This is a genomic window from Bradyrhizobium sp. BR 1432 (assembly GCF_051547705.1).
Classification (GTDB): domain Bacteria; phylum Pseudomonadota; class Alphaproteobacteria; order Rhizobiales; family Xanthobacteraceae; genus Bradyrhizobium; species Bradyrhizobium zhanjiangense.
In genome coordinates this window covers 1,281,877-1,308,731 of record NZ_JBPUGF010000003.1, presented here as the reverse complement: position 1 = coordinate 1,308,731, position 26,855 = coordinate 1,281,877, and the positions used below count along the sequence as shown (strand labels likewise).

The 26,855-nt window shown below is 64.8% G+C and carries 20 protein-coding genes and 3 pseudogenes; 15 read left to right on the top strand and 8 right to left on the bottom strand.

The window, feature by feature from the left end; translation table 11 throughout:
• Positions 1–27: 27 nt before the first annotated feature.
• From ACSKB8_RS06355 to ACSKB8_RS06335, 5 genes are all read left to right on the top strand, one after another.
• Positions 28–807: a DUF2182 domain-containing protein gene (locus ACSKB8_RS06355; protein ID WP_438103279.1), complete on the top strand. Its 780-nt coding sequence runs from the start codon at positions 28–30 to the stop codon at positions 805–807.
• Between the two features lie 339 nt (positions 808–1,146).
• On the top strand, positions 1,147–3,717 hold the full coding sequence (locus ACSKB8_RS06350; RefSeq protein ID WP_438103278.1) for a bifunctional diguanylate cyclase/phosphodiesterase: 2,571 nt from the start codon (positions 1,147–1,149) through the stop codon (positions 3,715–3,717).
• 212 nt (positions 3,718–3,929) lie between these two features.
• Positions 3,930–4,592 (top strand): FABP family protein, encoded by a 663-nt coding sequence (locus ACSKB8_RS06345; RefSeq protein WP_438103276.1) that lies wholly within the window; start codon positions 3,930–3,932, stop codon positions 4,590–4,592.
• A gap of 14 nt (positions 4,593–4,606) precedes the next feature.
• Positions 4,607–5,317 carry a RibD family protein gene (locus ACSKB8_RS06340; RefSeq protein WP_438103274.1) on the top strand — a complete coding sequence of 237 codons (711 nt, stop codon included), beginning with the start codon at positions 4,607–4,609 and terminating at the stop codon, positions 5,315–5,317.
• Positions 5,318–5,326: 9 nt separating this feature from the next.
• Positions 5,327–6,598: a flavin monoamine oxidase family protein gene (locus ACSKB8_RS06335; RefSeq protein WP_438103273.1), complete on the top strand. Its 1,272-nt coding sequence runs from the start codon at positions 5,327–5,329 to the stop codon at positions 6,596–6,598.
• Positions 6,599–6,632: 34 nt separating this feature from the next.
• On the opposite strand, the gene ACSKB8_RS06330 is transcribed toward ACSKB8_RS06335, so the two are convergent.
• The 5 genes from ACSKB8_RS06330 to ACSKB8_RS06310 form a co-directional block, all read right to left on the bottom strand.
• Positions 6,633–6,950 carry a hypothetical protein gene (locus ACSKB8_RS06330; RefSeq protein ID WP_438103271.1) on the bottom strand — a complete coding sequence of 106 codons (318 nt, stop codon included), beginning with the start codon at positions 6,948–6,950 and terminating at the stop codon, positions 6,633–6,635.
• Between the two features lie 229 nt (positions 6,951–7,179).
• The gene (locus tag ACSKB8_RS06325) at positions 7,180–7,755 is read right to left on the bottom strand and encodes a hypothetical protein (RefSeq protein ID WP_438103269.1); all 576 of its coding nucleotides are present in this window, start codon (positions 7,753–7,755) and stop codon (positions 7,180–7,182) included.
• Between the two features lie 195 nt (positions 7,756–7,950).
• Positions 7,951–9,264 (bottom strand): tetratricopeptide repeat protein, encoded by a 1,314-nt coding sequence (locus ACSKB8_RS06320; RefSeq protein WP_438103267.1) that lies wholly within the window; start codon positions 9,262–9,264, stop codon positions 7,951–7,953.
• A gap of 15 nt (positions 9,265–9,279) precedes the next feature.
• Positions 9,280–10,302 (bottom strand): aldo/keto reductase, encoded by a 1,023-nt coding sequence (locus ACSKB8_RS06315; protein WP_438103265.1) that lies wholly within the window; start codon positions 10,300–10,302, stop codon positions 9,280–9,282.
• 303 nt (positions 10,303–10,605) lie between these two features.
• The gene (locus ACSKB8_RS06310) at positions 10,606–11,031 is read right to left on the bottom strand and encodes a PaaI family thioesterase (RefSeq protein ID WP_438110431.1); all 426 of its coding nucleotides are present in this window, start codon (positions 11,029–11,031) and stop codon (positions 10,606–10,608) included.
• A gap of 67 nt (positions 11,032–11,098) precedes the next feature.
• On the opposite strand from ACSKB8_RS06310, the gene ACSKB8_RS06305 reads away from it, so the two are divergent.
• Together ACSKB8_RS06305 and ACSKB8_RS06300 are read left to right on the top strand one after the other, a co-directional pair.
• Entirely contained in the window at positions 11,099–11,728 is a 630-nt protein-coding gene (locus ACSKB8_RS06305; protein ID WP_438110429.1) for an NUDIX hydrolase, read from the top strand.
• Positions 11,729–11,784: 56 nt separating this feature from the next.
• Positions 11,785–13,002, top strand: coding sequence for a hypothetical protein (locus ACSKB8_RS06300; RefSeq protein ID WP_438103263.1), 1,218 nt, complete (start codon positions 11,785–11,787; stop codon positions 13,000–13,002).
• 188 nt (positions 13,003–13,190) lie between these two features.
• On the opposite strand, the gene ACSKB8_RS06295 is transcribed toward ACSKB8_RS06300, so the two are convergent.
• Positions 13,191–13,508, bottom strand: coding sequence for a hypothetical protein (locus ACSKB8_RS06295; protein WP_091895202.1), 318 nt, complete (start codon positions 13,506–13,508; stop codon positions 13,191–13,193).
• Positions 13,509–13,702: 194 nt separating this feature from the next.
• On the opposite strand from ACSKB8_RS06295, the gene ACSKB8_RS06290 reads away from it, so the two are divergent.
• The 5 genes and pseudogenes from ACSKB8_RS06290 to ACSKB8_RS06270 all read left to right on the top strand — a co-directional run bounded on the left by ACSKB8_RS06290 (position 13,703) and on the right by ACSKB8_RS06270 (position 19,048).
• Complete coding sequence (locus ACSKB8_RS06290; protein ID WP_091895130.1) at positions 13,703–14,182, top strand: hypothetical protein; 480 nt, start codon at positions 13,703–13,705, stop codon at positions 14,180–14,182.
• A gap of 335 nt (positions 14,183–14,517) precedes the next feature.
• Positions 14,518–15,466, top strand: a pseudogene (locus ACSKB8_RS06285) (TAXI family TRAP transporter solute-binding subunit).
• A 196-nt stretch (positions 15,467–15,662) separates the two neighbouring features.
• Entirely contained in the window at positions 15,663–17,777 is a 2,115-nt protein-coding gene (locus ACSKB8_RS06280) for a TRAP transporter permease (protein WP_438103261.1), read from the top strand.
• On the top strand, positions 17,738–18,151 hold the full coding sequence (locus tag ACSKB8_RS06275; protein WP_438103259.1) for a DUF1850 domain-containing protein: 414 nt from the start codon (positions 17,738–17,740) through the stop codon (positions 18,149–18,151). The genes ACSKB8_RS06280 and ACSKB8_RS06275 overlap by 40 nt, the downstream gene beginning before the upstream one ends.
• 90 nt (positions 18,152–18,241) lie before the next feature.
• Entirely contained in the window at positions 18,242–19,048 is an 807-nt protein-coding gene (locus tag ACSKB8_RS06270; protein ID WP_438103258.1) for an SDR family NAD(P)-dependent oxidoreductase, read from the top strand.
• Between the two features lie 219 nt (positions 19,049–19,267).
• Here ACSKB8_RS06270 and ACSKB8_RS06265 read toward each other — a convergent pair whose 3' ends face one another.
• Both ACSKB8_RS06265 and ACSKB8_RS06260 read right to left on the bottom strand, forming a co-directional pair.
• Positions 19,268–20,038, bottom strand: coding sequence for a hypothetical protein (locus ACSKB8_RS06265; RefSeq protein ID WP_438103256.1), 771 nt, complete (start codon positions 20,036–20,038; stop codon positions 19,268–19,270).
• Positions 20,039–20,280: 242 nt separating this feature from the next.
• Positions 20,281–21,858 carry a cation:proton antiporter gene (locus ACSKB8_RS06260; protein ID WP_438103254.1) on the bottom strand — a complete coding sequence of 526 codons (1,578 nt, stop codon included), beginning with the start codon at positions 21,856–21,858 and terminating at the stop codon, positions 20,281–20,283.
• A 119-nt stretch (positions 21,859–21,977) separates the two neighbouring features.
• Between ACSKB8_RS06260 and ACSKB8_RS06255 the strand changes: the two genes are divergently transcribed.
• The 3 genes and pseudogenes from ACSKB8_RS06255 to ACSKB8_RS06245 all read left to right on the top strand — a co-directional run bounded on the left by ACSKB8_RS06255 (position 21,978) and on the right by ACSKB8_RS06245 (position 26,612).
• Positions 21,978–22,739 carry a tetratricopeptide repeat protein gene (locus tag ACSKB8_RS06255; RefSeq protein ID WP_438103252.1) on the top strand — a complete coding sequence of 254 codons (762 nt, stop codon included), beginning with the start codon at positions 21,978–21,980 and terminating at the stop codon, positions 22,737–22,739.
• A 241-nt stretch (positions 22,740–22,980) separates the two neighbouring features.
• Positions 22,981–24,364, top strand: a pseudogene (locus ACSKB8_RS06250) (tetratricopeptide repeat protein).
• A gap of 336 nt (positions 24,365–24,700) precedes the next feature.
• Positions 24,701–26,612: pseudogene (locus tag ACSKB8_RS06245) on the top strand (propionyl-CoA synthetase).
• Positions 26,613–26,855 lie beyond the last annotated feature (243 nt).

Sequence of the window (26,855 nt, the reverse complement as noted above, 5' to 3'; positions counted from 1 at the left end):
CTCCTCATCACTATGCTGGACAAGTCCATGCAGGGGCGCTTGATGCTGGAACACCTGCTCCACCGCGACCGGCTGATCGTCGCGATCGGGACCGCCGCAGTGGTGGCACTCGCCTGGGCCTATCTCGCCGGCGGCGCCAGCATGGACACCGAGATGATGGCCGACATGCCGGACATGGCGCCAATGCCGTGGACGCCGCTCTATGCCGCGCTGTTGCTCGTGATGTGGTGGGTGATGATGATCGCGATGATGGCGCCGAGCGCGGCGCCCACTGTTCTCTTGTATGCGACCGTCAAGCGCAAGCAGGAGACTGCGTCCCGGGCGGCAATCGATGCCTGGATCTTTCTCGCCGGCTATCTCGTGACATGGGCCGGGTTCAGTGTCGTTGCGGTCCTGGCGCAATGGGCGCTCGAATATTTCGGGTTGTTGTCGATGGCGATGGCCAGCACCAGCGCGGTTTTGGGCGGCATCATCCTGCTTGCCGCCGGCCTCTATCAGTTCACGCCGCTCAAACATGCCTGCCTGCGCTACTGCGAGAGTCCGCTGCTGTTTCTCAGCCGGCATTGGCGGCCCGGCACGCGCGGAGCATTCCGCATGGGACTTCGCCATGGCAGCTACTGCGTCGGCTGCTGCTGGTTTCTGATGGTATTGCTGTTCGTCGGCGGCGTGATGAATATGGCCTGGATCATCGGCATCGCGCTCTATGTCGCCGCCGAGAAACTGCTGCCGTTCGGCCAACGATTGAGTCATGCGGCAGGCGCGGTCCTCATCCTGTCCGGCACGATCGTTCTTGCGCGCGCGGTGTGAGCGGCCGGTACAGACGACCAAAGATATCGCCCTGCCAATACCGCGTGGTTGCTCAAAAACAGCCGACCTCCGTGGTCATACGGATGTTGTAAGCTAAAGAATTGAGCATTATCAAAACAGAAACTTAAGGCTGTCCCGCCTAGCTTCGGGCTATGAACAGCACCCGCGCCGCTTCCGGCCGCGGCGGTCTCAATCGAGGCGGAGACAGGCGATGCCATCACTGGCGGCGAGCGCAGTTCTGCCCTGGCGGCTGAGGCGAGGGCGCGTGTCGTGATTCCCGCAAGTTCCGTCCGCAAAGCCGGAAGAACGATCCTGCGGAATGCTCCGCTGCAGATCGCATTGTTCTTCCTGCCCCTGGTCTGGATCGGCTATTTCGCGATCACGTCGTCGGAACGGACGGATGCGGTCCAGCAGGCGCGGTCGCACGGCAACAGCGTCGCCGAATTGTTCGAGGAAAACACCGAGCGCATCTTCGAGCGTGTGGACCAGTCGTTGCTGGTGGTGCGAGCGCTCTACGCCCAGGATCCGTTGACCTTCAGCCTGAAGTTCTGGTCCGAGAAGACCCGCATCGCCACCGGCGACGTGGTCCAGTTCGCCCTGATCGGGTCGGATGGCTACATGACGGATACGACGGTGGGCTATTCCGGTCCGCCGCTCTATCTCGGCGATCGCGAGCACTTTATTCAAACCATGTCGCAGGCCGACGATCGCCTCTACGTGGCGAAACCGGTTCTGGGCCGCGCGTCCAACAAATGGACCATACAGCTCGCAAGAAAGCTCTTCGATCTTGCCAGGAATCCCGTGGGCGTGGTCGTCGGCTCGATCAGCGTCGATGTCGTCGGTCGATTCTACGACACCGCAAAGCTCGGCGCAGGAGGAACGCTGGTCCTCAGAAATGCAAACCAGGTCGTGCTCGCCGCGCGGGGCATCAACCAGGACGCGGTGTTGGGGCAGCGTGCGCCGAACCGCGTCGAAGGCGAGCTGCGGGGCGGCTTCTACGCCCAATATTGGAACGAGAACCATCCCAACCGCGATGACCGGCTGGTGACAGCGCGCAGATCGCGGCTGTTTCCACTCATCTTCACCGTAGGAATCTCGGAGCGCGAGATCTATTCGCGCGCGGATACCAGGCAGAAGGTCTATCTCGGCGGCGCGCTACTGCTCACGTTCATTATCCTGACTGCGACGATGTTCCACTGGCGACGCCGACAGGCGCTGGATCGCGCCCAGCGCGAGCTGCGCGAATTCGCCAGCAAGTTCGAAGACGCGCTCAGAAACCTTCCCCAGGGCTTGAGCATGTTCGACGGCAGCGACCGCCTGATCGCATTCAATCAACAATGGCTCGAACTCTATGGCCTCGTGCCGGAGGAGATTCGGATCGGCATGGACTTCCGCAAGGTGTTTGCAAAGCAGACCGCCGTTCTCGACGTCGAGGCTTACCTGGTCGATCTGAAGAATCGGCTCGCCAAGTCGGAGCAAACCTCGAACACCGTGCAGTTTCCGGATGGGCGGGTTGTCTATATCTCCTACGGACGGCGCGAGGGCGGTGGCTGGGTCGCCACCCATGAAGACATCACCGAACGCAAGGCATCCGAGGACCGGATCGAAAGGCTCGCCCATTACGACAGTCTGACCGGATTGGCCAATCGCAATCTGTTCAAGGAGCGCATCGACGAAGCACTCGCGACGTCCGGCTCCTCGGGAGCTCCTTTCGCCGTACTCCTGCTGGATCTCGACAAGTTCAAGTCCGTCAACGACGTGCTTGGTCACCAATGTGGCGATGCCTTGCTGAAGCAGGTCGCGGGCCGGATCAAGGCGCAGATCCGTGACGCCGACACGGCGGCGCGGATCGGCGGCGACGAGTTTGCCGTGATCGTCGCGCCGGGCCGGGGCGCGATGCAGGACGGCGCCGCCAGCCTCGCTGCGCGGCTGGTTCAGGCCATTGCCGAGCCTTATCAGATCGACGATCATCCCATCGTGATCGGCTGCAGCATCGGCATCGCCGTGGCTCCCGAGCATGGCAGTCGCGTCGATGAGATCCTTCGTAACGCCGACCTTGCGCTCTACAAGTCGAAGAACGCCGGCCGAAACTGCTTCCACACCTACTCGGTGGAGCTCAAGGCTGAAGCGGATCAGCGCAACGTGCTCGAGATCGAGCTTCGTGAGGCGATCTGGCGCGAGGAAATCGAAGTGTTCTATCAGCCTGTGACCGAGCTCGGCACCGGCCGTGTGAAATCGGTCGAGGCTCTTGCGCGTTGGCATCACGGCACCAGGGGCTTCATTTCTCCCGCCGAGTTCATTGCGGTTGCAGAGGCGGGTGGATTGATCGTTGAACTCGGCAATCAGGTGCTGACCAAGGCGTGCCGGGATGCGATGACCATGCCGGACGACGTCAAGGTCGCGGTCAACCTGTCCGCCCTGCAGTTCGCCAGCACCAACCTCGTCGACACCGTGACGTTCGCACTGGCGCAGAGTGGACTTCCGCAAACCCGGCTCGAGCTCGAGATCACCGAGAGCGTTTTCCTCGCCGATACCCAGGAAAATCTCAAGACGCTCCAGCGCCTCAAGGCGCTCGGCGTCTCCATTGCGCTTGACGACTTCGGTGTCGGTTACTCGTCATTGTCCTATCTGACGGCCTTTCCGTTCGACAAGGTCAAGATCGACAAATCCTTCATCGACAGGATTGACCGCCGCGAGACCGTCGCCGTGCTGAAATCCATCGTGCAGCTTGCCGAGACCCTGAAGCTCTCGATCGTCGCCGAGGGTGTCGAGACCTCCGAACAGCTCAGACAGCTCCATTCGCTCGGAATTCCGCTCGGCCAGGGCTACTACTTCAGCAAGCCCGTGCCGCTCGCCGGCTTGTCGTGGCAAGCTCCCGCCACGCGGCGGAGGCGACGGGCGGCAGCGTGAGGAGAAGGGCAGGGCGCGGATCTTAAATTCGCGTGTGCTATCCTCCCCTTCGGGGATGGAATTGACCGTCCCGGCTTCGCTGCCTTGGCGAGCTCCTTCCCACAACCGTCTGCGCGTGGCGCCTATGTCCATTCGCAATTGTGAGACTTGAGCACGAGCCGCGTTCCCGCCTCCGTGCTATTGCTGCCCTCGCAATCTACGCGAGGACATCCATGCTTCCCCTTCCTGCCGACATCTTCACCGAGCCCGAGGACGTCTCGCCCGACGGCCTTGCCAATCTCGGCCCGCTCCGCTGTCTCGCCGGCAGCTGGCAGGCGGACAAGGGCATCGACGTCAATCCGAAGGCAGAGGGGCCGGAGCGGCGCACCTTCATCGAGCGCATCCGCATGGATCCCATTGATCCGCAGGCCAACGGGCCGCAGCTGTTCTACGGGCTGCGCTATCACATCCACATCAATACGCCCGAGGAGGACATCACCTTCCACGACCAGGTCGGCTACTGGCTGTGGGAGCCCGCGACCGGGTTGATCATGCAGACGCTGGCGATCCCGCGCGGACAGGTGCTGCTGGCCTCGGGCAAGGCCGGGCCGGACGACAGGAAGATCTCCGTCACGGCAAAACGCGGCGATACCGCTTACGGGATCTGCTCGACCGACTTCCTTGAGCAGGCCTTCCGCACCGATTCCTATCGCTGCGACATCAGCTTCAACGACGACGGCAGCTGGACCTATCTGATCCAGACCGAGTTGTTCGTGCGCGGCGCGCCGTTCAATCACCACGACACCAACACGCTCAAGCTGGTCGCGCCGCCAAAGCTCAATCCGCTCGCCGTGATCGTGAACGATCGCGCCGAGGGCGGCGGATCGGCGGCCTGAGATCGGAGATTCACATGAAGCCTTATGTCATCTGCCTGATGCACGCCAGCCTGGATGGCCGCACGCATCCCAGCCGCTGGCGCCCGAAGGGTGCGGGCACGGACTGGTTCGAGAAGATCCATGACGAGCTCGGCGGCGATGCCTGGGTGATCGGCCGCGTCACCGGCTCGGAATTCGCCAAGGGCAAGCCGTACCCGACCGGGACGCGCGAGAAATTTCAGCGCGAGAGCTGGTTCGCACGACGCGATGCGAAAACCTATGGCGTCGTGCTCGACGCGCAGGGCAAGATCGGCTGGGGCCGCTCCGACATCGGCGGCGATCCAATTGTCGTCGTGCTGACCAAGAGCGTGCCGGATTCGCATCTCGCAGGGCTGCGCGGCGAAGGCGTGTCCTACATCTTCGCCGGCGAGTCCGAGATCGATCTGGCGCTGACGCTGGACATTCTCAGCCGTGAGCTCGGCGTGAAGCGTCTGCTGGTGGAGGGCGGCGGCGTTGCCAATGGCGCGTTCCTGCGCGCCGGCCTCATCGACGAATTCAACCTGATCCTCAGCCCCGCGGTGGATGGCGCGAGCGGCGCACCGTTCGTGTTCGATTCGACGGCAGCGGACAGCGACAAGCGCGCGCCGATCACGGCGATGACGCTGGAGAGCACGCGGGAGCTCGGCGGCGGCGTCCTGCTGCTGCGCTATCTGATCAAGAACGATCCGCAGGCCGCGGTCAAGTAGCGCGCCGGCATGTCGGGACCCTCGGAGCACATCGTCATCGTCGGTGCCGGCGCCGCCGGCCTGATGGCGGCGCGGGAGCTAGCGCTTGGGGGTAGACGCGTGACCATCCTGGAGGCGCGCGAGCGCTGCGGCGGGCGCATCCATCCGCTGCCGGCGGCGCAGTTCGGCTACCCCGCCGATGGCGGCGCCGAGTTCGTCCATGGCGAGGCACCGGTCACGCGGGCTTTGCTGCGTGAGGCCGGGCTGTCGCTTCAGGCGATCGAAGGCACGCAATGGAGCTTTGACGGCGCAAGCCTCTCGCGTGAGGACCGCCACGATCCGCACGAGGCGGAGCTCCAAGCCGCGCTGCGGGACTTGAAGGACGATCTCGCTATCGCCGATTTCCTGCGCCGCCATTTTGCCGGAGAGGACTATGCGCGGCTGCGCCATTCCATCGGGCGGATGGTCGAGGGCTATGATGCGGCGGACCCCGCGCGTGCCTCGACGCTGGCGTTGCGCGAGGAGTGGATGGACGGCGGTCACTTTCCGCAGGCGCGCATCAACGGTGGCTATGGCGCGCTGATCGATTTTCTGGCGGCCGAGTGCCGCGCCTGCGGCGTTGCGATCCGACTCGGTTGCGCCGTGTCGGCGATCGTGGAAGAAGGCGGCGCTGTGGTGGTTCGCTGCGTCGGCGGCGATGGGCTTGCGGGCGACCGCGTCATCCTCACCGTGCCATTGCCGCTGCTGCGCGAGATCGCGCTGCCAGCACACGTCAGCGCGAGGCTTGCTGCCGCCGACGATATCGGCTTCGGCAACGTCATCGAGATTCTGCTCCGCTTCGCGCGGCCATGGTGGCGCGACCGACAGGACGACCTCGCCGACATGACCTTCCTGCTGTCGAACGAAGTGATTCCGGTGTGGTGGACGCGATATCCGGACCAGCATCCGCTGCTCACCGGCTGGTTCGGCGGCCCGCGGACGGCGGAGCTGTCGCATCTCGAGCCGCAAGGACTGATCGAGGCCGGACTCGATTCGCTCGCCACCATCTTCAAGCGGTCACGCGATGATATCGCGCGCGATCTCGTGGCGGCGGCTGCAACCAATTGGGCGCAGGATCCCTTCGCCCGCGGCGCCTATTCCTGGGCGACGCCGCGGACGCGAGAGGCGCAGACGATTCTCGCGCGCGCCGACGGCTTGGTGCTGTTGTCCGGCGAAGCGCTCTATCGCGGCCGCGACATGGGCACGGTCGAGGCGGCGCTGGCGAGCGGCCTGGAGACGGCGAGGACGATCTTGCGGAGCTAAGAAAGAAGGCCCGCATCTCTGCGGGCCTTTTGTCTCACCAGCGTCCGCCGCCGAAGCTGAATGTCACGCCGGGACCGCCGCCGTAATATCCGTACGGGCCGCCGCCATAATAGCCGTGGTGCCGCGGGTAATAGCCGTAGCTGCGGTAATACGGGCGATAATGGCCGTAGTGATGGCGCCAGTGATGATGGTGCCGATGGCCATAATAATGGTGCCTGTACTGCGCGCTGATGTCGGTCGATCGGCTGTCTTGCGCGTTCTGCTTCGCGCTCGAACTATTGGCCGCGTTCGCCGCGGATCCGCCGGCGAGCGCCGCGGCACCGATGGCTATCGCGACAAAGAGATACTTCATGTCGTCACTCCAGTTGAACGTCGTGTGACAACAGATGAACATCCGGCGCGTTCCGGCCAGCGCAGGCGTCGAAACGACGCAGCATGCGACGTCCGGTTCGCGCGAAGAATTGCGTGTCGTGGGATTTATTGCCGCAGCACCGGCCTCGATCGCGATGCTGCCATCACCTCGCCTCGATTGACGCGTTGGCGACATCTTTGATGACGACGCGAGCGCGGCAAGGGTACCGTTACTTGAACGGATCCTGGATCGACGGCGCCGACTGCCGGATGCGGCGCACGCTGACCGGCGTGCCGTCGGAGACGAACAAGAGCTCGTATTTGCGGCCTTCGCTGTCGGTGGCGGAGCAGGTGACGTCGTTCACCTTCCTGGCGGCGAAATTGCCGGTCTGGCGGCAGACCCCGGTGGAGGTCTGCTCGGCCGGCACCGGCAGGCCATCGACCTTCGGACGGTCCTTGGAGTTGAGCAGCATGCGGTCGATCGGCAATTCGTAGGAATTGTCGTCGGCGCGCTTGCCGTTCTCGCCGGAGAACGACACCACGTGATTTGCGTCGGCGGGATCGTCGACCGCGACCGCGAAATTGACCCGGCCCTTGTCGCCATGGGCGTAGGCCACCGTCTTGCAGCCATAGGTGCGCCCGGCGACCTTGAGCGTCTTGCACTTGCCCGACATCAGCGCCAGCAGGTTGATAAAGGAATTTTGCTGCACCAGCGGATTGTTGACCGGGATGGCGGAAGTCTCGGCAAAACAAGGGCTTGCGAGGGCAATGAGAGCGGCACCGAGGGCGGGTCGGCGGATGCGCATCGGAAGGCTCACATGCCGGGGAACCACAGAAAAGTTCCATCCGATAACCATCGTACCGCAAATTGGTTGCGATCCCGTTTGTCTTGCCGAACCCGACTGGAATACCACCGCGCCACCCCAACGGCGATTCGCGAGATCGCCCCATATCCTTCCGGTGGCACTTGCCGTCAGGCCGGTGTTTTTTTCGTGGCAGGGCTAGCCCATCGCCGCCTGCCAGCGCCTATCGCGCAGGGACGGGCGGCGGTGCAGGCGAGCCTCAAGCAGGGCGCGGGCACGCGGCAGCTCTCCGCTGCGCATGAGGGCGACGACGTAGGTATCCTCGATCAATTCGCGCTGGGCGTGACTGCCGCCGATGCGCACGACGTCAGTGAGAACCGGCGCGAGCGTTTGCACGCAGGCCCTGTAATCCTCGTTTGCAAAGGCTAGAAGCGCGCGACAGATTGCGGGCACCACCGGGCCGGCCGGCAGCTTGCCGTCCGCGAGCCGCTGCTCGATCACCGCAAGGCGCGCGGCAAGCGCCTCGCGGTTCTGCGTTGCGGCGGCGAACAGCGCCATGTGGACGTCGGCGAACGGCAGGCCGGATTTCGGGAATAGTTTTTGCGCGGCGGCGTCGGCATCGCGCCAGAGCGCCTCGGGCACGGCATGGCCGTAGGCCGACAGGCGCCACAGCAGCGAGGCGCCGTCGGTGACGGCGTTGAGCGGAGGCGCCTGCGCGACTGACGGCTGAAGCACGTCGGCATAGATCGACAGCGCCCGCGCTGCATCGCCGTGCTCGAGCGCGCCGAGGGCCTGGTGCCAGCGGATGTGGCCGTGCAAAATTCCGGCGCGGTCGTAAGCGGGGATCCAGTCGTCGACGAGACGATCGGCGTCTTCGATCGAGCCGTCCTCGAACATCGCATGCAGCATGGCATGCGCGGCATGGGCATTGGCGCGGCGCAGATTGAAGCCGCGCTCGGTGACGCTGCGGCCATGCGCGACATCGCCGTTCTCCGTCATCGCCCAGCCATACATGGTGAGGAACCACCAATCCTCGCCATAGTGCTGCGCGACGCGCTCGCAGAACTCATGCCGGGCGCGGTCGTGATCGGCCATGCCGGAGAATGCGAACAGACCGAACGCGCCGAGTGGCAGCGACAGCACCAATGCATCGCGCGGCCATGTCTCGATGTGCTTGCGCATCGTTGCGATCGCCTCGGGCAGCCGACCCTCGATCGCCAGCGCCAGCGTCTCGACATGGGAGCGCTCGCGCTCCGTGCCGCGCTTCGCAACGAGTTCGCGCGCGACCGCCGCCTTGCTGCGCGCGAGATCGCCCTGCTGATAGAAGGCATGCACGCGGGCGCGGGCGATATGGGCCAGCGCAAAATCCGGGTCGGCCGCAATCGCGCGCTCCAGCGCCTCCGCCGTGCCGGTCCACCCCGCGAGCATGAGGTCGACACCCTCGCGATAGGCGGATGCTGCCGCATCGGATGTGGCGGAGAGTGGCAGGCCGTAGCGGTCTTCAAGCGCCATGGTCGTCTCCGGAGTTCAAGCCGTCCGCGCGCGGCGTCCTTCGATCGGATAGGCCGGATCGTTGTAGCCCGGCGTCGAGGGATGGCCCGGCACGACCAGCCGGTTGATCAGCGCCTCGTCCTCCGCGGTGAAGCGATAGTCCAGTGCGCGGATGTAGTCGTCCCATTGCTGCTCGGTGCGGGGACCGGCGATGATGGAGGTTACGAAGGCGGAGTTCAGCACCCAGGCGACCGCGAACTGGCCGGCGGTGATGCCCCTCTTCTCGGCATGGGCCTTGATCTCCTGCGCGAGCTGGAGCGATTCCGGCCGCCATTCGGTCTGCATCATGCGGGTGTCGTTGCGGCCCGCGCGCGTCTCCTTGTCTGGCGTAGCATCGGGCTTGTACTTGCCGGTGAGGACGCCACGCGCGAGCGGGCTGTAGGGCACGATGCCGAGGCCGTAATAGGCGCAGGCCGGGAAGTGCTCGACCTCGGGCATGCGGTTCATCGCGTTGTAATAGGGCTGGCTCACCGCGGGCCGGTCGATGCCAAGCCGGTCGCAGATGTTGCAGATCTCGGCGACGCGCCAGGCGCGGTAGTTCGAGACGCCGAAATAGCGCACCTTGCCCGCGCGGATCAGGTCGCCCATCGCGCGTACCGTCTCCTCCAGCGGGGTCGCATGGTCTTCCTTGTGCAGATAGTAAATGTCGATGTGGTCGGTGCCGAGCCGCGTCAAGCTTTCGTCGGCGGCCTGCAGCACCCAGCGCCGCGACAGGCCGCCGCGATTGGGATCGTCGCCCATTTCGTTGTTCATGGGGTTAGCGAGCTTCGTGGCGAGCACCCAGGCGTGACGATTGCCGGCAATGGCGCGGCCCACGACCTCTTCGGACGCGCCCTTCGAATAGGCGTCCGCCGTGTCGATGAAGTTGATCCCGGCATCGAACGCTTTCGCGATGATCTGCTTGGACGCGGCTTCATCCGTCGGCCCGCCGAACATCATGGTGCCCAAACAGATCGGCGACACTTTCAGGCCGCTGCGGCCGAGCTGGCGGTATTGCATGGGCTGCTTCCTCAACGCTTGCGTTGGTGCCAGCATAGCCAGCTACGTCAGTCATTGCGAGCGCAGCGAAGCAATCCAGAGCTGCGTCCGCGGAAACATGCTGGATTGCTTCGCTGCGCTCGCAATGACGGTGTGGGGTACGCTCATGCCTCACAATCGGTGTCATCGCCCGCGAAGGCGGGCGATCCAGTACTCCGAGACGCCTGCAATTGATCGAGACGCCGCGGCGTACTGGATTCCCCGCCTTCGCGGGGAATGACAGCGGTGGGTGTGGTGCGCAGCGGCGGTCCGACGAGACGCGCTTTACCCCGGCCCCTTCAAGATCTTGAACACGCCATTGGCCATCACGATGCAGCGATCATCCACCGTCACCTCGGTGCTCATGAAGATGAGGCTGCGGGTCGAACGCACGGCGCGCGGGCGGGAGATCAGGATGTCGCCGATCTGGCCGGCCTCGACGAAATGGGTGTCGAGCTGCACCGTCGCCATGAACTCCTTGCCGGAGAGGTAGCGGGCGGTCATGCCGCAGGTGCGGTCGGCGAAGGTCATCATCACGCCGCCCTGGACCATGCCGCGGCGGTTGTGGTGCTTGTCTTCGGTGGCGAGGGCGAACTCGTAATGGCCGTCGATCTTGCGCTCCCACAACGGGCCGATCAGGTGCATGAAGCCCGTGGTCTCGAGGATGGTCCAGCCGTCTGATTTCAGCCTTGCGGCGGCCTTGTTGGTCATGTCGTCGTCCATTCCGGTGCGGACCTTCGATCTCATTTCATCGAGGCCGGACGTGGTGTAGTCAAGCATCATGAGACCGTTCGACGATGCCACACGGCGGAATATCGCGGATGCCTGCGCGGCCTTTGCGCGGCTGCCTGAGGAAGAAGCGCAGCCGGCATTGAAGCGTGCCGCGGTGGCGGTTGCGCTGACCGCAGCAGGCGAGGGCGACGACACTGCGCTGCTGCTCACGCTGCGCGCATCGCACTTGCGCGCCCATCGCGGCCAATGGGCCTTGCCGGGCGGACGCTGCGACGCCGACGAGACGCCGATCGAGGCGGCGCTGCGCGAGCTCGACGAGGAGCTTGGGCTTCGCCTCACCGGCGCCGACGTGCTCGGCACGCTCGACGACTATCCGACACGCTCCGGCTATCTGATCACGCCGGTCGTGGTCTGGGCCGCCGAGAGCGCCGCGATCAGGCCGAACCCGGACGAGGTCGCGTCTGTCCATCGCATCGCGCTCGCCACGATCGAGCGCGATGACGCCTTCGACTTCATCGCGATCCCCGAGAGCGCGCGCCGCGTGATCCGCTTCCATCATCAGATGAGCCTGATCCACGCGCCGACGGCGGCGCTGATCTACCAGTTCCGCGAAGTGCTGGCGGGCCGGCACACCCGCGTCACCGAGCTGGAACAGCCGGTGTTCGCCTGGAAGTGACGATGGTAAACGGCGCGTTAACGTGACGGTTACCGGATGCCTGCTAAGAGGGCAGCATGCATCACACACCGATTCGACGCGCCCTGACGCTGGTTCCATTCGCGCTCGTGCTGTTCGCGCCCGCCGCGCGCGGCGGTGGCGCCGACGCGCTGCCGCCCGCCGTCAGCAATGCCAATGCTCAGCTGCTGTCGCAGTTTTTCGCACAAGGCGGGGCCTCGCCGGCCGTGCTCGAATATCGCCGCAAGCTCGCGGAATACCAGGCGGCGCGCGCCGCCTTCGACGCCGAGGCGGGCGCCTATTGGAGCCAGATCTCCGAGAAGCGGAAAACCCGCAACGCCAAGCGGCGCAGCGGGCAGCAGGTGACCCTCGATGATTACGTGCTGGAGCATCCGCCGCTTTATACCGGGCCGAAGCGGCCGGTGAACCCGGAGCCGGAGGAAGCGCCAGAGCGTCCGCCCCGAAAACCCATTCCGGTGGTCGCTGATTTCCTGCGCGCGGCGCAGGAGCTCTATCAGTTCACGCCGCAGCGCCCGACCAGTGAGGTCGAGTTCAAGCGCGCCTATGCGCGCTATGCGCTCGCCTCGGGGCTGACGCGCGAGCAGGCGGTGCGGGTCTATTCGTTCGAGACCGGCGGCACCGGCAGTTACGACGTGCAGGCGGGCATCGAGCATGGCGGCAAGCGCGCGATCTCGACTGCGATGGGCTACAACCAGCTCCTGACCACCAACAGCGTCGAGCTGCTGGCTGAGCAGGGCCATGAATTCGTCCGGGCGCTTTCGGACAGGGTGGCGCGCAGCTCAGGGCCGGCGCGCCAGTCGCTCGAGCACAAGCTCGCAGTGCTGAAGAAAATGGTCGCGCATGCGAAGTCGGTGCCCGACACCTGGTCGGAGCACGAGAAGATCGGCAATACCGCGCAGGGCTGGGCCATGCATGCGATGGTGCTCGACGTCGACGTCGGTCCGATGCTCCAGACCCACAAGCTGCTGACCTCGGTGCTGTTCGCGCGCGCCAAGGGCTATACCCGTCCGCTCACCGCGGCCGAGCTCGAGATGATGAACCTCACCGGCGACGGCACCGGCCTCGACATGGTGACGATGCCGCAGGCGATGCGCGAGCAGGTGCCGACCTCGAACTTCTTCCAGCGCGGCGGCTACGAGCGCAACCCGGTCGCGATCCGCCACAACACGGTGGCGAAGCTGCTGGCCGTGACGGATGATCGGATGGATTCGAACGGCAGCAAAGCCGGCGCAAGGGAACTGGCGGGGGTGTTTTAAGAGCGTTCGCTCTTGCCACATCTTCCGCTGTCATGCCCCGGCTTGACCGGGGCATCCAGTACGCTGCGGCATCTCCGTATTCCATCGCGGCCTCTGGAATACTGGATCACCCGCTTTCGCGGGTGATGACACCGCGTGTGTGGCGGAACGGTCTGTCTGGCGACGCTGTGGCGCGCGCAGCGTGCGTCCTATTGATCCGGCCCGAACTTGAACTTGCCGTCGCCTTCGAGATACGGACCGGTGCGCATGTAGAGCTGGCCGTTGTGGCCGATGAAGAACAGCGTGCCCTTCGGCACTTTCTTGGCGCCCTTGAGCAGCTCGCCGGCGTTGCTGGTGCCCATCTTGTAGGAATAGGTCTTGCCGTCTCTGTCATAGGCGTAGCCCATGTCGGGCTTGAGCTCCCACGGCGTTGCCGGGACTTGCGCCAATGCGGGCACGGCAAACGCGCCGAGCATCGTGACGAGTGCTGCTGAAGCAAGTGCAAATGTCTTCGTTGAAAATGCCATCATCCATCCTCCCCGTCGCTGGGGTGTCGGCTTGAACAAATCACGAACGGCATTTCCGGGTCAATTTGCGAAAGCGCCGCAGCGCATCACGTCCTGCCCAGCAGTTTGTGATTTTCCCTTCGTCCCCTCGCGACTATGTTCCGCTTTCCGTCTAGAACGCAACTCGACAAAATGATGCGTAGGGGATGATTCGGATGCGCCATGTGATCAAACTTTGCTGGGCTGCTGCATTGTCGTTGACGGCGCTGGCGCCGGCCGCGCGGGCCGATGACTACCAGCTCAGCCACAACCAGCGCATTTCGTGCAGCCGCGGCCTTGCCCCCGGTAAGCTGAACACCGCCACCTGCAAGTCCTACACCTATCTCTTCAACACCAAGACCTCGGAATATTTCCGCTGCCAGGTCTCGCTGGCGCTGACCCGCGACAACAAGGAAGTCATCAACGTGCAGACCGACGGCGGCTGCACCAAGAAGCCGCGCATCTTCGAGACCGACGGCAAATACGATTTCGACGCCACCGAGACCGAGCCGCCGAACACCAACTCGTTCTTCGGCCCCGGCGGCTATTCGGTCTGGGCCACCGACGTCAGCGCGCAAAAGGTGCGCGGCTGCATCATCATCTCCTCCGGCCTCGGCTCCGACATCTCCAAATGCCTGGACATGACGTTCCAGTAAGTCCTTTCCGGCGACGGTGTGCTCCCTCCCCCGCCTGCGGGGGAGGGTTGGGGAGAGGGTGTTTCCACGACGGGACAATCCCCTAGAAGAGAGAGCCCTCACCCGCGCCTTCGGCGCGACCTCTCCCGCAAGCGGGAGAGGTGAGCGAGCCTGCCGCGCGCGAGTGATTGAAACTCATCTCGGTTCGTTCTGCTGCGCCACCTCGCCGCACCGCCGGGTTCCCAAAAATCCAGCCGGAACGGCCATTTACCGCAGTCCTGTTTTGCCTTTTGGATGGGTTGACCCGCTGCCCTCATCCGGCCAATTTCGCCGCCGGTTTGGGGAGTACAACAACCATGAAACGGACGTTCTTCGGCGTGGCCGCGGCTCTTGCTCTGGCGGCGTCGGCGCCTTGCGCACATGCGCAATCCTTCATCAACGTGCTGACCGGCGGCACCTCCGGCGTCTACTATCCGCTCGGGGTCGCGATCGGGAAGATCTACGGCGACAAGATTCCGAACGTGAAGACGCAGGTGCAGGCCACCAAGGCGTCGGTCGAGAACCTCATCCTGCTGCAGCAGGGCCGCGGCGAACTGGCGTTCACGCTGGGTGAACTCGCTGAAAGCGGCCTGGAATGGCGAGGAGGAGGCGGGCTTCAAGACCAAGCTCGACAAGCTCAGGACCATCGGCGCGATCTATCCGAACTACATCCAGATCGTCGCGACCACTGAGTCCGGCATCAAGACGCTCGCCGACCTCAAGGGCAAGAGCCTGTCGGTCGGGGCGCCGAAGTCGGGCACGGAGCTGAATTCGCGCGCGATCCTCGCGGCGGCCGGCATGAGCTACAAGGATCTTGGCAAGGTCGAATATCTGCCCTTCGCCGAATCCGTCGATCTCATGAAGAACCGCCAGCTTGCCGCGACGCTGCAATCGGCCGGCCTCGGTGTCGCCTCGCTGAAGGACCTGTCGACCTCGAGCCCGATCACGGTGGTGTCGGTGCCGAAGGAGACCGTCGACAAGATCGGCCCGCCCTTTATCTCGGCGATCATTCCAGCCAACACCTATACCGGGCAGGACAAGGACGTGCCGACGGCTGCCGTGGTCAATTATCTCGTCACGAGTTCCGCGGTATCTGACGATCTCGCCTATCAGATGACAAAACTGGTCTACGAGTCGCTCCCCGAGCTCGCCAACGCGCATGCGGCCGGCAAGGAGATCAAGCTCGAGACTGCGGCCGCCGGCAGCCCGGTTCCGCTGCACCCCGGCGCGATCCGCTATTACAAGGAAAAGGGGCTGATCAAGTAGTCAGCCTCATCCACCGACGTCATGCCCGGGCTTGTCCCGCCTGCGCGGCCGAAGCCGCTTCGGCGAGGCGAAGGCCCGGGCATCCACGTTCTTGGAGATAGCGTAAGCCGTGGATGGCCGGGACAAGCCCGGCCATGACGTATGCAGCGTCGGTGCCGATGTTATTATTGCCCGCACGGGGCTGAGGACGAATTAAATGTTGGAAAAGACAGAGGGCACCGAAGCTGCGCCCATCAAGGTCGAGTTCGACAATTTCGAGCACGGCTTTCCGGAAGGCTTTGGTCCGGGCTGGTGGGGCCATCTCGCCTACTGGATCGGCATCGCGTTTGCGACCTTCCAGCTCTATGTCGCCGCCTTCAACTATTTGCCGAGCCAGGTGGTGCGCGGCGTCCATGTCGGCTTCCTGGTTCTGCTCACCTTCGGCCTGATCGCGAATTTCACGGCGAAGAGCAATTTCGGCCGTGCGCTCGGATGGGTGATCGGCGGCGCGGGTTTCTTCTGCGGCCTCTATCAGTGGATCTTCTATGCCGATCTGATCGCCCGCGACGGCGATCCGACGCGGCTCGATCTCGTGGTCGGCACGCTGCTCGCCGTGCTGATCTTCGAGGGCACGCGGCGGCTGATGGGCGCGGCACTGCCGCTGATGTGTGGCGCGTGTCTCGTCTACTGGTTCTTCGGCCAATACCTGCCGTCGCCGCTCAACCATCGCGGCTATGATTTCGATCAGATCGTCACGCATCTGTCGTTCGGCACCGAAGGTTTTTATGGCGTGCCGATCTACGTCTCGGCGACCTACATCTTCCTGTTCATCCTGTTCGGCTCCTTCCTGGAGCGCGCCGGCATGATCCAGCTGTTCACCGATGTCTCGCTCGGTCTGTTCGGCCGCACCCGTGGCGGACCTGCCAAGGTCGCGGTGTTCGCTTCGGGCATGATGGGCACGATTTCCGGTTCGGGCGTTGCCAACGTCGTCACCGTCGGCCAGTTCACGATTCCCTTGATGATCAGGTTCGGTTACCGCCGCGCGTTCGCCGCCGGCGTCGAAGCGACGGCCTCGATGGGTGGACAGATCATGCCGCCGGTGATGGGCGCGGTCGCCTTCATCATGGCCGAGACGCTCGGCGTTCAATATTCGGAGATCGTCAAGGCGGCGGCGATTCCTGCGATCCTCTATTTCGCCTCCGCCTTCTGGATGGTGCACCTCGAAGCCGGCAAGCATGGTCTCACCGGCATGAAGCGTTCGGAGACCCCGAGCGCCTGGAAGGCGCTGGTGAAGGGCTGGTATCTCGTGCTGCCGCTCGCCGCCCTCGTCTACATGCTGTTCGAAGGCTTCACGCCGCTCTATGCCGGCAGCATGGGCCTTGCGCTGACGGTGGCACTGATCCTTGGCACCAGCATCACGGCCGGCGTGTCCGCGACGGTCATCCGCTACATCTTCTGGATCGGCCTCGCGCTGGTCGTCGCCGCGCTGTCGCGTGATGGGCTTCAGATCGTGCCGGTTGCTTGTGTCGTGGTCGGGCTGATCGTGATCACCGCCTTCGTGCGCGGCGGCTTTGCGGCGTTGCGCGCCTGCCGCGATGCGCTCGCCGAGAGCGCCAAATCCGCCATCACCGTCGGCATGGCCTGCGCCATCGTCGGCGTCATCATCGGCATGATGTCGCAGACCGGTGTCGGCACCATCTTCGGCGGCTGGGTGATTGGCCTCGGCGAAAAGAGCCTGTTTCTGGCACTGATCATGACCATGCTGCTGTCGATCCTGCTCGGCACCGGCATCCCGACCATCCCGACCTACATCATCACCGCCGCGCTCGCCGCGCCGGCGCTTGCGAAACTCGGCGTGCCCCTGATCGCGAGCCACATGTTCGCGTTCTACTACGGCATCATGGCCGACCTCTCGCCGCCGGTGGCGCTGGCTGCGCTTGCGGCGGCGCCGATCGCGAAGGAGAATCCGGACAAGATCGGCTGGGAGGCGATGCGCATCGCGCTCGCCGGCTACGTCATCCCCTTCATCTTCGTCTATTCGCCGGCGTTGATGCTGCAAGCCGGCGATCCCATGGCCGCCAAGCTCGGCTTCTACGGCGCGGTCGCGCTCGCGAGCTTGAAGGCGCTGGTGGCGATCGCGCTGTTCGGCATGGTCGCGATCGGCTTCCTGTTCACGCGGCTGACGCTGATCGAGCGGCTGGTCGCGCTCGGCGCCGCGTTCTGCCTGCTCGGCGATTTCCCGTTCAGCGATACCGCCGGCTTCGTGCTCTCCGCGGCGCTCGTGCTGTGGCAATGGCGGCAGCGTCCGCCTGTAACGGTCGAGGCGGTGTGAGCCTCTGCTTCGCAACGGCAGGCGGTGTGAAGGCGCTGGCGCTGTCCGCCTTCACGTTGGCCTGGACCCATTCGATCGCGAAGGTCGAATGGCAGGAAGACTGGCGGGTCACGCCCGCCGGCCTCGAATTGGTACAGGCCCGCGTCAAGGGCACCGGCCCCGGCATGGAGCCGCCGTCCGAAGCGCGGCTGATTGGCGGCTGGTTTCAATGGCGGCCGGACCGCGCGCCGATGCGGGAGGTCGTGCTTGGAAATTCCGGCGCGGCGGGAGAGTGGCAGCTCTGTCATGACGGCAAGTGCCGGACGTTGTCGGAGATTGTGGGGCATCCGATCGGTGCTAACGTCACCACGATGAAGATTTGCAACGATCCGTAGCCCGGATGGAGCGCAGCGCAATCCGGGGACGGTGATCCCGGACTACGCTGCGCTCCATCCGGGCTACAAGGACAACAAAGGAGAAACACGATGGATCGGCTCAAGGGCAAGGTTGCGATGGTGGTGGGCGCCGGCTCGATTGGACCCGGCTGGGGCAACGGCAAGGCGACCGCGGTGACCTTTGCGCGCGAGGGCGCGCAGGTGTTTTGCGTCGATCGCAACGGCGCGGCCGCCGAGGAGACCGCGAAGATCATCAATGACGAAGGCGGCAAGGCGACGGCGTTCACGGCCGACGTCTCGCGGTCTGCCGAGATCGAGGCGATGGTGGCGGCGTGCCTGAAGGCCCATGGCCGCATCGACGTGCTCGACAACAATGTCGGCATCGCCGAGATGGGCAGCGTGGTCGAGGTGACCGAGGAGAGCTGGGATCGCGTCTTCAGCGTCAACCTCAAGAGCGCCTATTTCGCCATGAAGCACGTCATTCCCGTCATGGTGAAGCAGGGCGGCGGGTCGATCATCAACATCTCCTCGATCGCCTCGATCCGCCACATGGGCATCTCCTACGTCACCTACGGCACCTCGAAGGCGGCGATGAACCAGATGACGCGCACCACCGCGATCGAGTTCGCGCGCCATCATGTGCGGGTCAACGCGATCCTGCCGGGCCTGATGAAGACGCCGATGGTCGAGCACTCTGCCGGCCTCGCCGCGAGCTATGCCAAGGGTGACGTCGAGGCGATGTGGCGCGCGCGTGACGCGCAAGTGCCGATGGGCCACATGGGCGATGCCTTCGACGTCGCCAACGCCGCGCTATTCCTGGCGTCGGACGAGGCGAAATATGTGACGGGGATCGAGCTGGTGGTGGACGGCGGGATCACCTGCAAGGCGGGGGCGTAGCCTCAACCTCCGCCGTCGTCCCGGACAAGCGCGCCCAAAGCGCGCGCCGATCCGGGACCCATACTCCCAGGCCGGAGTTGTTTTGCTAAACGGTAACTCCGAGTCATCGTAACCACATCTGCCTGTGGTTATGGGTCCCGGATCGGCGCTCCGCTCCAGTCAACGCTGCGCGTTGTCTGGGGCTGCGCTTGTCCGGGACGACACGGAGTGTTGGGTTGCTTACTGCGCCAGCGCCAGAATCCCACCCGCGAACGCGTGCCAGGCCGCCGTCTCGCTGACCGGCCAGTTCAGCACCTTCACCGCCAGCAGCGCGAGCGTGCCGTAGATGTAGACCGGGTGGACGCGGCCCTCGGTGCGCCAGTCGCGCACCATGGCGACGACGAGCAGAAGCGAGGCGACGACAGCCGGCGCGATCGTGACGGGCACCGGCGGCGGGCCCGGCGGTCCGGGAGGGGCGAGGAAGGTGAGGAACCAGCGCGCGATCGCGGCATCCAGAATCGAGACCGCAGCGAGCAGCATCAGGCGCTTGTGGATCTCGGGCCTGCGCGTGTTCATGATCGCGAGCACGAACACCATCGCGAAGAACGCGATCCCGCTCATGGGCACGATCGAGAATGCGATGCCGGCCTCCTTCTGCCCGAGCGCGGCGGAATGCTGCATCACATGGACGGAGGCGAGAAAGCCGAAGATCGTCATCGCGGTCGCCAGCGACACACCGGCGATGCCAAGCGAGCGGTGGTTGACCACGCGGCCGGACGCTGCGAGCCAGGTCTGAAGCACGAAATAGAGCGACCAGGTGAAGAACAACAGTCCGTGAAAATGAATCACGGGGCTTGCAGAGAACGTTCGGTTGGCGAGTGGCACCCAATAGGTCGGTGCAAAGCCCAGAAACGCGGTGGCGGCGCAAGCAAGCGCCATGTGGAGATAAAAATATCGTGCAGGCGACGCATCTCGCGCGCGGACACGACGGTCGTCGATCAGGGTCGTCATCTGGAATGAGTCTGGGGAGGAGCGGTTTGGTTCAATCCCCGCTGTCGTCCCGGACAAGCGCGCCCTCAAGCGCGCGCAGATCCGGGCCCATAACCACAGGGTTGAGTTACCGCACGAGCTGGTAACTCCGAGTCTTCGTCAAACCACATCCTGTGGTTATGGGTCCCGGATCGGCGCTCCGCTCCCGTCAACGCTGCGCGTTGTCTGGAGCTTCGCTTGTCCGGGACGACGGCCGATTTGGCCTATCCCCCCGCGCTCAATTCGGCGCGATCGAGCTCTTCCTCGAGTTTGTGGAAGGCGTCGTCGCCGATCACCTCGGTGGCGCGCAGATCGAAGATGGATTTGCGCGCGGCTTCGATGGCGCGGCGGCGCAGGGGATCGGCGGGCAGCTCGCCATTGGCGATGCCGCCGTTCGGATCGGTCTCGGCCTGCATCAGGATGGCGCTATATTCGAGCCTGAGGATCTCCGCTTCCTCCGATGGATCGCTCTCGATGGCGTCGAGCGCGGCGCGATAGGCGATGGCGCGCCCGCGCGCGACTTCGGTGCCGACCGGATCGTCGTCCTTGAGGCCGAAGGCCAGGATCAGCGGCCGCAGCGTCAGGCCCTGGATCACCAGCGATCCCAGCACCACTGCAAAGGCGATGAAGACGATGAAGTCGCGGTAAGGAAAGTTCTCCGGCAGGGCGAAGGCGGTGGCGAGCGTAACGAGGCCGCGCATGCCGCACCAGGAGATGATGAGACCGCCCTTGGCCGAGGCGACCTGTTTTGGATCCTTCGGATGATAGATGCCGCGGGCGACCAGCACGCGCAGCGTCGTGCGGTAGAACGTCACCCATAACAGCCGGACCAGGACCACGGTGAGCAGGATCCAGGCGGCGGCGACGCAATATTCCCAACGCACGTCGGCATCGAGCCGCGTCCAGATCGGCCGCATCTGCATGCCGATCAGCATGAAGGCGAGCACGTTGAGCACGAACACCGTCGTCTCCCAGACCGCATAGGATGGCACCCGCAGCCGCGCCGGGATGCGCGCCGGCGCCGTGCGCGCGACCGTGATGGCGTAGACCACGATGGTAAGGATGCCGGAGAGGCCGAGATGCTCGGCGGCGATCCAGACCAGGAAGGTGGTGGCGAACTGCACGATGATGGCACTCGGCGCCTCCGTCACCCGCTCCATGAACAGCGGAATGATGCGCCCTGCGAGCAGGCCGGCGATGACGCTGCCGACCAGCGCCAGTGCCATGGTCGGTGCGACCTGGCTCCACGTCAGGTGCTCGGTGGCGATCGCGCCGACCGCGATGCGATAGATCAGGAGCGCGGTCGCGTCGTTGAGCAGGCTCTCGCCCTCCAGGACCTTGACCATGCGGTGGGGCAGCTTCACCTGGCTCAGGATCGCGACCGCGGCTGCGGCATCCGGCGGCGCCACGATGGCTCCAAGCGCGACCGCAGCGGCCCAGGGCATGTCGGGCATGAGCCGGTGCGCGACATAGGCCACACCAACCGTGGTGAGGCCGACCGCGGCGACGACCAGGGTCGAGACCGGAACCCAATTGTTGCGCAGATCGCGCAGCGAGGTGTCGAACGCGGCATCGAGCAGGACCGGTGCGACAAAAAGCGCCAAAGCCAGGTCCGGCTCCAGCGTCCAGGACGGGCTCGACGGCACGAAGGCGATCAGCGCGCCGCCGATGGCGAGGAAGGTCGGGTAGGGGACCTTGATCCGCCGCGCCAGCGCCGATAAGCCAACAGCGCCCAGCAGAAGCACGATGATCCATTCGAATGTCGACACGATGATCCCCGAAACCGATTTGAGCGACGCCACAAGCTAGCACCAATCCGGCCGTAATGATGGATAGTGGGGCGGCAAGGCAAGATTGAAGGTGAGGCCGACCACAAGGCTAACGATAAGGCTGAAGGCAAGACTTTCCGACTGCAGCGAGCATGCGTTCTTTTCTCATTCAACTGTCAGGCGCCGGGCTGCTCTGCGCGCTCTCGCTCGCCGCAGCCCATGCCGCGACGGGCGGCGAGCCGGTCGCGGTGCCGCAGGTCGACGTCGCGCCATGCCTCGCGGCGACCGCGGCCGACGAGATGGACAAGGCCGTCACGGCCTGCGCGGCCGTGATCGACAATGAGAAGACGGCGAAGGAAGATTTGATCAAGGCGCTGATCGCGCGCGGCGCGCTTTATGCGCGGCACGACCAGGTCGACCGCGCGATCGCCGACGACAGCCGTGCACTCCTGCTCGATCCCGCCCTCGCGGACATCTTCAACGCGCGCGGTGAGCTCTGGCTGAAGAAGGGCGACAAGCCCAAGGCGGTGCAGGATTTCGGCGCGGCGCTCAGAATCGATCCCAACCACGAGAAGGCCAAGGCCAATCACAAGGCGATGGCGCGCGAGCTCGAGCGGATCGGGGCGCAGATGGCGGTCGCCGGCAAGCCCAGCTTCAATTGCGCGCGAGCGCGCCGTGCGGTGGAAAGGGCGATCTGCGGCAATCGCGAGCTCGCCGATCTCGACCGGGAGATTTTTGCATCAAATGCCCGCGCGATCCGCGAGGCGCGCAATGCGGGCGAGGCCAAGGCGCTCCAACGCGAGCAGGACGACTTCATTGCCCGCCGAAATGCCGGGTACGGCCGGCCTGGGTACGAACTGAAGAAGGCGATGCAGGAGCGGTTGCAGCGGTTGAACGGGGTGGACGGATATTGAGCCCTTCCTCTCCCCGCGTGCGGGGAGAGGCCGAAATGCGCGCGAAGCGCGGATTCCGGGTGAGGGGGACTCTCCGCGAATCTCACTGCTAGCTTCCCCGCGGAAGCTCCCCTCACCCCACCCTCTCCCCGCAAGCGGGGCGAGGGAGAGAAGCGCCAGTGCTCCCCTGACGGCCCTCATTGAACCCATCCCTTGCCAGCCGCGACAACGGTGAGAACCCGACGTCACGGAGCCCTATGCCATGTGCGGCACGCCTTTTTCCGCGCAAATGCCCTCGTTTGCCAAAATCTCGCTGCGCGCGTTCTTCCTCGGCGCGGCAATCGAGCCTTGCCCTCGTCGCTCCAGCCGCCGCCGAAACCGATTGCGTGCTAGGCAGCAAGGCTGCTCCTGCGGACCTGATCTCCGCGTGCAGCGCCATCATCGACCAGAGCGCAAATCCGGCGTCTGAACGCTCCATGGCGCTCGTCGCTCGCGCCGAAGCCAATGCGCGAACCTCCGGAGGCCAGTCGCAGGCGCTGCGCGATCTGGACCGCGCCATCGCGCTCGACGGCAAGAACGCAAAGGCCTGGCGCGTGCGCGGCAACCTCTTGCGCGAGGCCGGCGGCGACCTCAATCGGGCCGCGGCGGATCTGACCAAGGCGATCGAGCTCGATTCGCAGGGTCCGGAGGCTTACGAGCTGCGCGGCGTCGTCTACACTAACCAGCATCGTTTCGACCGCGCCATTGCAGACTACGATCAGGCCATCAAGCTGAAGGTGGATTTCGCCCAGGCCTGGTCCGACCGCGGCGCGACCTTCTATCTGCGCGGCGACTACGACAAGGCCGTCGCTGACCTCAGCGAGGCGCTGCGCCTCGATCCGAGCCGGGCGCGCAGTTACACCAACCGCGGCGCCGCCTACAAGAAGCTCGGCGAGCTCGACAAGGCGATCGCAGACGACAGTGAGGCGATCCGGCTCGATCCAAAGGTGCCGGAGTATTTCGACAACCGCGGTCTCACCTATGCCGCGATGAAGGAGTACGACAAGGCGATCGCCGATTACGATCAGGCGATCCGTCTCGAGCAGCGGGTGAACTTCCTGACCAACCGCGGCGACTCCTACCAGTTCAAGGGCGAGCTCGGTGCTGCGCTGTCGGACTACAACGACGCGCTGAAACTCGATCCGAATTTTGCCAAGACCTATAACAACCGCGCCGTGCTCTACAAGAAGATGGGCGAGCGCAAGAAGGCGCTGGCCGACTACGAGGCGGCGTTGCGGCTCGATCCCGCCAATGAGAACGCGCTCAACGGCCGCCGCGCGATGATCGCCGAGATCGCAAAATTCGGCGGCGAGCCGCGCAGTGTGCTGAACGCCGCCCCCAGCGAACCGTCGTTCGACTGCGCCTCCGCCAAGCGCGAGGTCGAGAAGGTGATCTGCGCCGATCCGCAGCTCGGCGTGCTCGACCGCCAGATCGCCGAGGCCTACGAGCGGGTGCTGAAATCCGCGAGCAAGCGCTCGGCGGATGGCCTGCGCAAGTCCCAGCGCGATTTCCTCGTCACGCGCGATGCGAGCTTCCGTCGCCCGGGCTATGATCTGAAAAAGGTCATGCAGGAGAGATTGCAGAAGCTGAATGCGATGGAGGGGTAGTCGGGTTCTCGCCTCTCCCCGCCTGCGGGGAGAGGCCGGAATGCGCGCTGAAAGCGCGGATTCCGGGTGAGGGGGACTCTCCGCGAACTCATTTCGTCTTTGCGGATGCAGCCCCTCACCCCAACCCTCTCCCCGTAAGAACGGGGAGAGGGGGCGCACCGCCCGCGCGGCCGGCAGCGTGCCTCCTCCAAAAGGCCCATCCTTTTCGGCTTGAACCGCGGCCCGTTCCCGGGAAAATAGCCTCAAACAAGGCCGGTACTTGATCCTGGTCATGGCGGGGCGCTCGTCCTGCCACAAGGGTCAGGGCCAGGCCAGAAAGGGAACGGGAGCGCGGGAATGAACATCCAGGGCAAGAGTCTCTATCACGAGGTCCATGCGCGCTCGCTGGCGGACCCTGAGGGCTTCTGGGCCGAGGCGGCCAAGGAGATCGACTGGATCGAGCCGCCGAAGGCCATCTTCGAATTCCACGCAAGGAACCTACGGCCGCTGGTTCGCCGGCGGCGTGGTCAACACCTGCTACAATGCGCTCGACCGTCATGTCGAACGCGGCCGCGCCGACCAGGTCGCGCTGATCCATGATTCGCCGCTGACGGCCAGCGTCACCAAATTCACCTACGCCGAGCTCTTGAGCGAGGTGCAGGCGCTTGCCGCGATCATGCGGGATTTTGGTGTCGCCAAGGGCGAACGCGTCATCCTCTATATGCCGATGGTGCCGGAGGCGGTGGTCGCAATGCTCGCCTGCGCGCGCATCGGCGCGGTGCATTCCGTGGTGTTCGGCGGCTTTGCCGCCAAGGAGCTCGCCACCCGCATCGACGACGCCCAGCCGAAACTCATTCTCTCCGCGAGCTGCGGCATCGAGCCCGGCCGCATCGTGCAGTATAAGCCGCTGCTCGACGAGGCGATCAAGCTCGCGAGCACGAAGCCGAAGGCCTGCATCGTGCTGCAACGTCCGCAGCACACCTGCGACCTCACGCCCGGCCGTGACTATGATTGGGCGAGCCTGCGCCGCAAGGCGATGAACGACGGCAAGAAAGCTCCTTGTGTGCCGGTCGCGGCCACCGATCCGCTGTACATCCTCTATACGTCAGGCACCACAGGCATCCCCAAGGGCGTGGTGCGCGACAATGGCGGGCACCTCGTCGCGGTGAATTGGTCGATGTTCAATCTCTATGGGGTCAAGCCGGGCGAGGTCTGGTGGTGCGGCTCGGACATCGGCTGGGTGGTCGGCCACAGCTACATCGTTTACGGTCCGCTGATCCATGGCGCGACCACGATCATGTATGAGGGCAAGCCGGTCGGCACGCCCGATGCCGGCGCGTTCTGGCGCGTCATCAGCGAGCACAAGGCGGTCGCCTTCTTCACGGCACCGACCGCGTTCCGCGCGATCCGCAAGGAGGATCCCGAAGGAAAATTCATCCGGCAATATGACCTTTCGAAATTCCGCACGCTGTTCCTCGCCGGCGAGCGCGCCGATCCGCCGACGGTGGAATGGGCGGAGCAGCAGCTGAAAGTGCCGGTGATCGACCATTGGTGGCAGACCGAGACCGGCTGGTGCATCGCCGGCAATCCGGTCGGCCTCGGCATGCTGCCGGTGAAGCACGGCTCGCCGACGGTGCCGATGCCAGGCTACCAGGTCGATGTCGTCGATGAAGCGGCAAAGCCAGTGGGCCCCAACACCATGGGCTCGATCGTCATCAAGCTGCCGATGCCGCCGGGCTGCCTGCCGACGCTGTGGAATCAGGACGAGCGCTTCAAGGAATCTTACTTGAGCGAATTTCCCGGCTATTACAAAACCTCGGACGCCGGCTACAAGGACGAGGACGGCTATGTCTTCGTCATGGGCCGCACCGACGACATCATCAACGTCGCCGGTCATCGCCTCTCTACCGGCGGCATGGAGGAGATCCTGGCCTCGCATCCGGATGTGGCCGAATGCGCGGTGCTCGGCGTCAAGGACGCGATCAAGGGCGAGGTGCCCTGCGGCTTCCTGGTGCTGAAAGCGGGCGTGACGCGTGCGCCCGCCGAGATCGAGAAGGAGATCATCGCGCTGGTGCGCGACAAGCTCGGCCCGGTCGCCGCCTTCAAGCTCGCGGTCACCGTCGGCCGCCTGCCCAAGACGCGCTCCGGAAAGATCCTGCGCGGCACCATCAAGAAGATCGCGGACGGCGAGGCCTGGACCATGCCGGCGACGATCGAGGACCCCAAGGTGCTCGACGAGATCGGCGCGGCGCTGAAGGGGAGGGTGTGAGAGAGATTTGCGCCGGTCGTTCTGCCTGTGAGGCGCAATGCCGCCCTCTCCACCTTCCGCTGTCATCGCCCGCGCAGGCGGGCGATCCAGTACTCCGCGGCGGCAGTTGTGTGACCCAATGACCGCCGCGGCGTAGTGGATTCCCCGCCTCCGCGCAGGGCTGTCCGGGGAATGATTCACTGTGTCGCGGAGCATGCCCGGGTTTTCCCGGCTTGAAGCAGGTACTTTCTGGTTGTCGAGACT

Bases quoted from the DNA above. Each gene is read 5' to 3' on its own strand.
- ACSKB8_RS06265 (WP_438103256.1), bottom strand. From the start codon at position 20,038: ATGACGACCCTGATCGACGACCGTCGTGTCCGCGCGCGAGATGCGTCG.
- ACSKB8_RS06280 (WP_438103261.1), top strand. From the start codon at position 15,663: ATGTTGGAAAAGACAGAGGGCACCGAAGCTGCGCCCATCAAGGTCGAG.
- ACSKB8_RS06295 (WP_091895202.1), bottom strand. From the start codon at position 13,508: ATGGCATTTTCAACGAAGACATTTGCACTTGCTTCAGCAGCACTCGTC.
- ACSKB8_RS06320 (WP_438103267.1), bottom strand. From the start codon at position 9,264: ATGGCGCTTGAAGACCGCTACGGCCTGCCACTCTCCGCCACATCCGAT.
- ACSKB8_RS06315 (WP_438103265.1), bottom strand. From the start codon at position 10,302: ATGCAATACCGCCAGCTCGGCCGCAGCGGCCTGAAAGTGTCGCCGATC.
- ACSKB8_RS06310 (WP_438110431.1), bottom strand. From the start codon at position 11,031: ATGACCAACAAGGCCGCCGCAAGGCTGAAATCAGACGGCTGGACCATC.
- ACSKB8_RS06355 (WP_438103279.1), top strand. From the start codon at position 28: ATGCAGGGGCGCTTGATGCTGGAACACCTGCTCCACCGCGACCGGCTG.
- ACSKB8_RS06325 (WP_438103269.1), bottom strand. From the start codon at position 7,755: ATGCGCATCCGCCGACCCGCCCTCGGTGCCGCTCTCATTGCCCTCGCA.
- ACSKB8_RS06255 (WP_438103252.1), top strand. From the start codon at position 21,978: ATGCGTTCTTTTCTCATTCAACTGTCAGGCGCCGGGCTGCTCTGCGCG.
- ACSKB8_RS06340 (WP_438103274.1), top strand. From the start codon at position 4,607: ATGAAGCCTTATGTCATCTGCCTGATGCACGCCAGCCTGGATGGCCGC.
- ACSKB8_RS06300 (WP_438103263.1), top strand. From the start codon at position 11,785: ATGCATCACACACCGATTCGACGCGCCCTGACGCTGGTTCCATTCGCG.
- ACSKB8_RS06270 (WP_438103258.1), top strand. From the start codon at position 18,242: ATGGATCGGCTCAAGGGCAAGGTTGCGATGGTGGTGGGCGCCGGCTCG.
- ACSKB8_RS06290 (WP_091895130.1), top strand. From the start codon at position 13,703: ATGCGCCATGTGATCAAACTTTGCTGGGCTGCTGCATTGTCGTTGACG.
- ACSKB8_RS06330 (WP_438103271.1), bottom strand. From the start codon at position 6,950: ATGAAGTATCTCTTTGTCGCGATAGCCATCGGTGCCGCGGCGCTCGCC.
- ACSKB8_RS06275 (WP_438103259.1), top strand. From the start codon at position 17,738: ATGGCGGCAGCGTCCGCCTGTAACGGTCGAGGCGGTGTGAGCCTCTGC.
- ACSKB8_RS06335 (WP_438103273.1), top strand. From the start codon at position 5,327: ATGTCGGGACCCTCGGAGCACATCGTCATCGTCGGTGCCGGCGCCGCC.
- ACSKB8_RS06345 (WP_438103276.1), top strand. From the start codon at position 3,930: ATGCTTCCCCTTCCTGCCGACATCTTCACCGAGCCCGAGGACGTCTCG.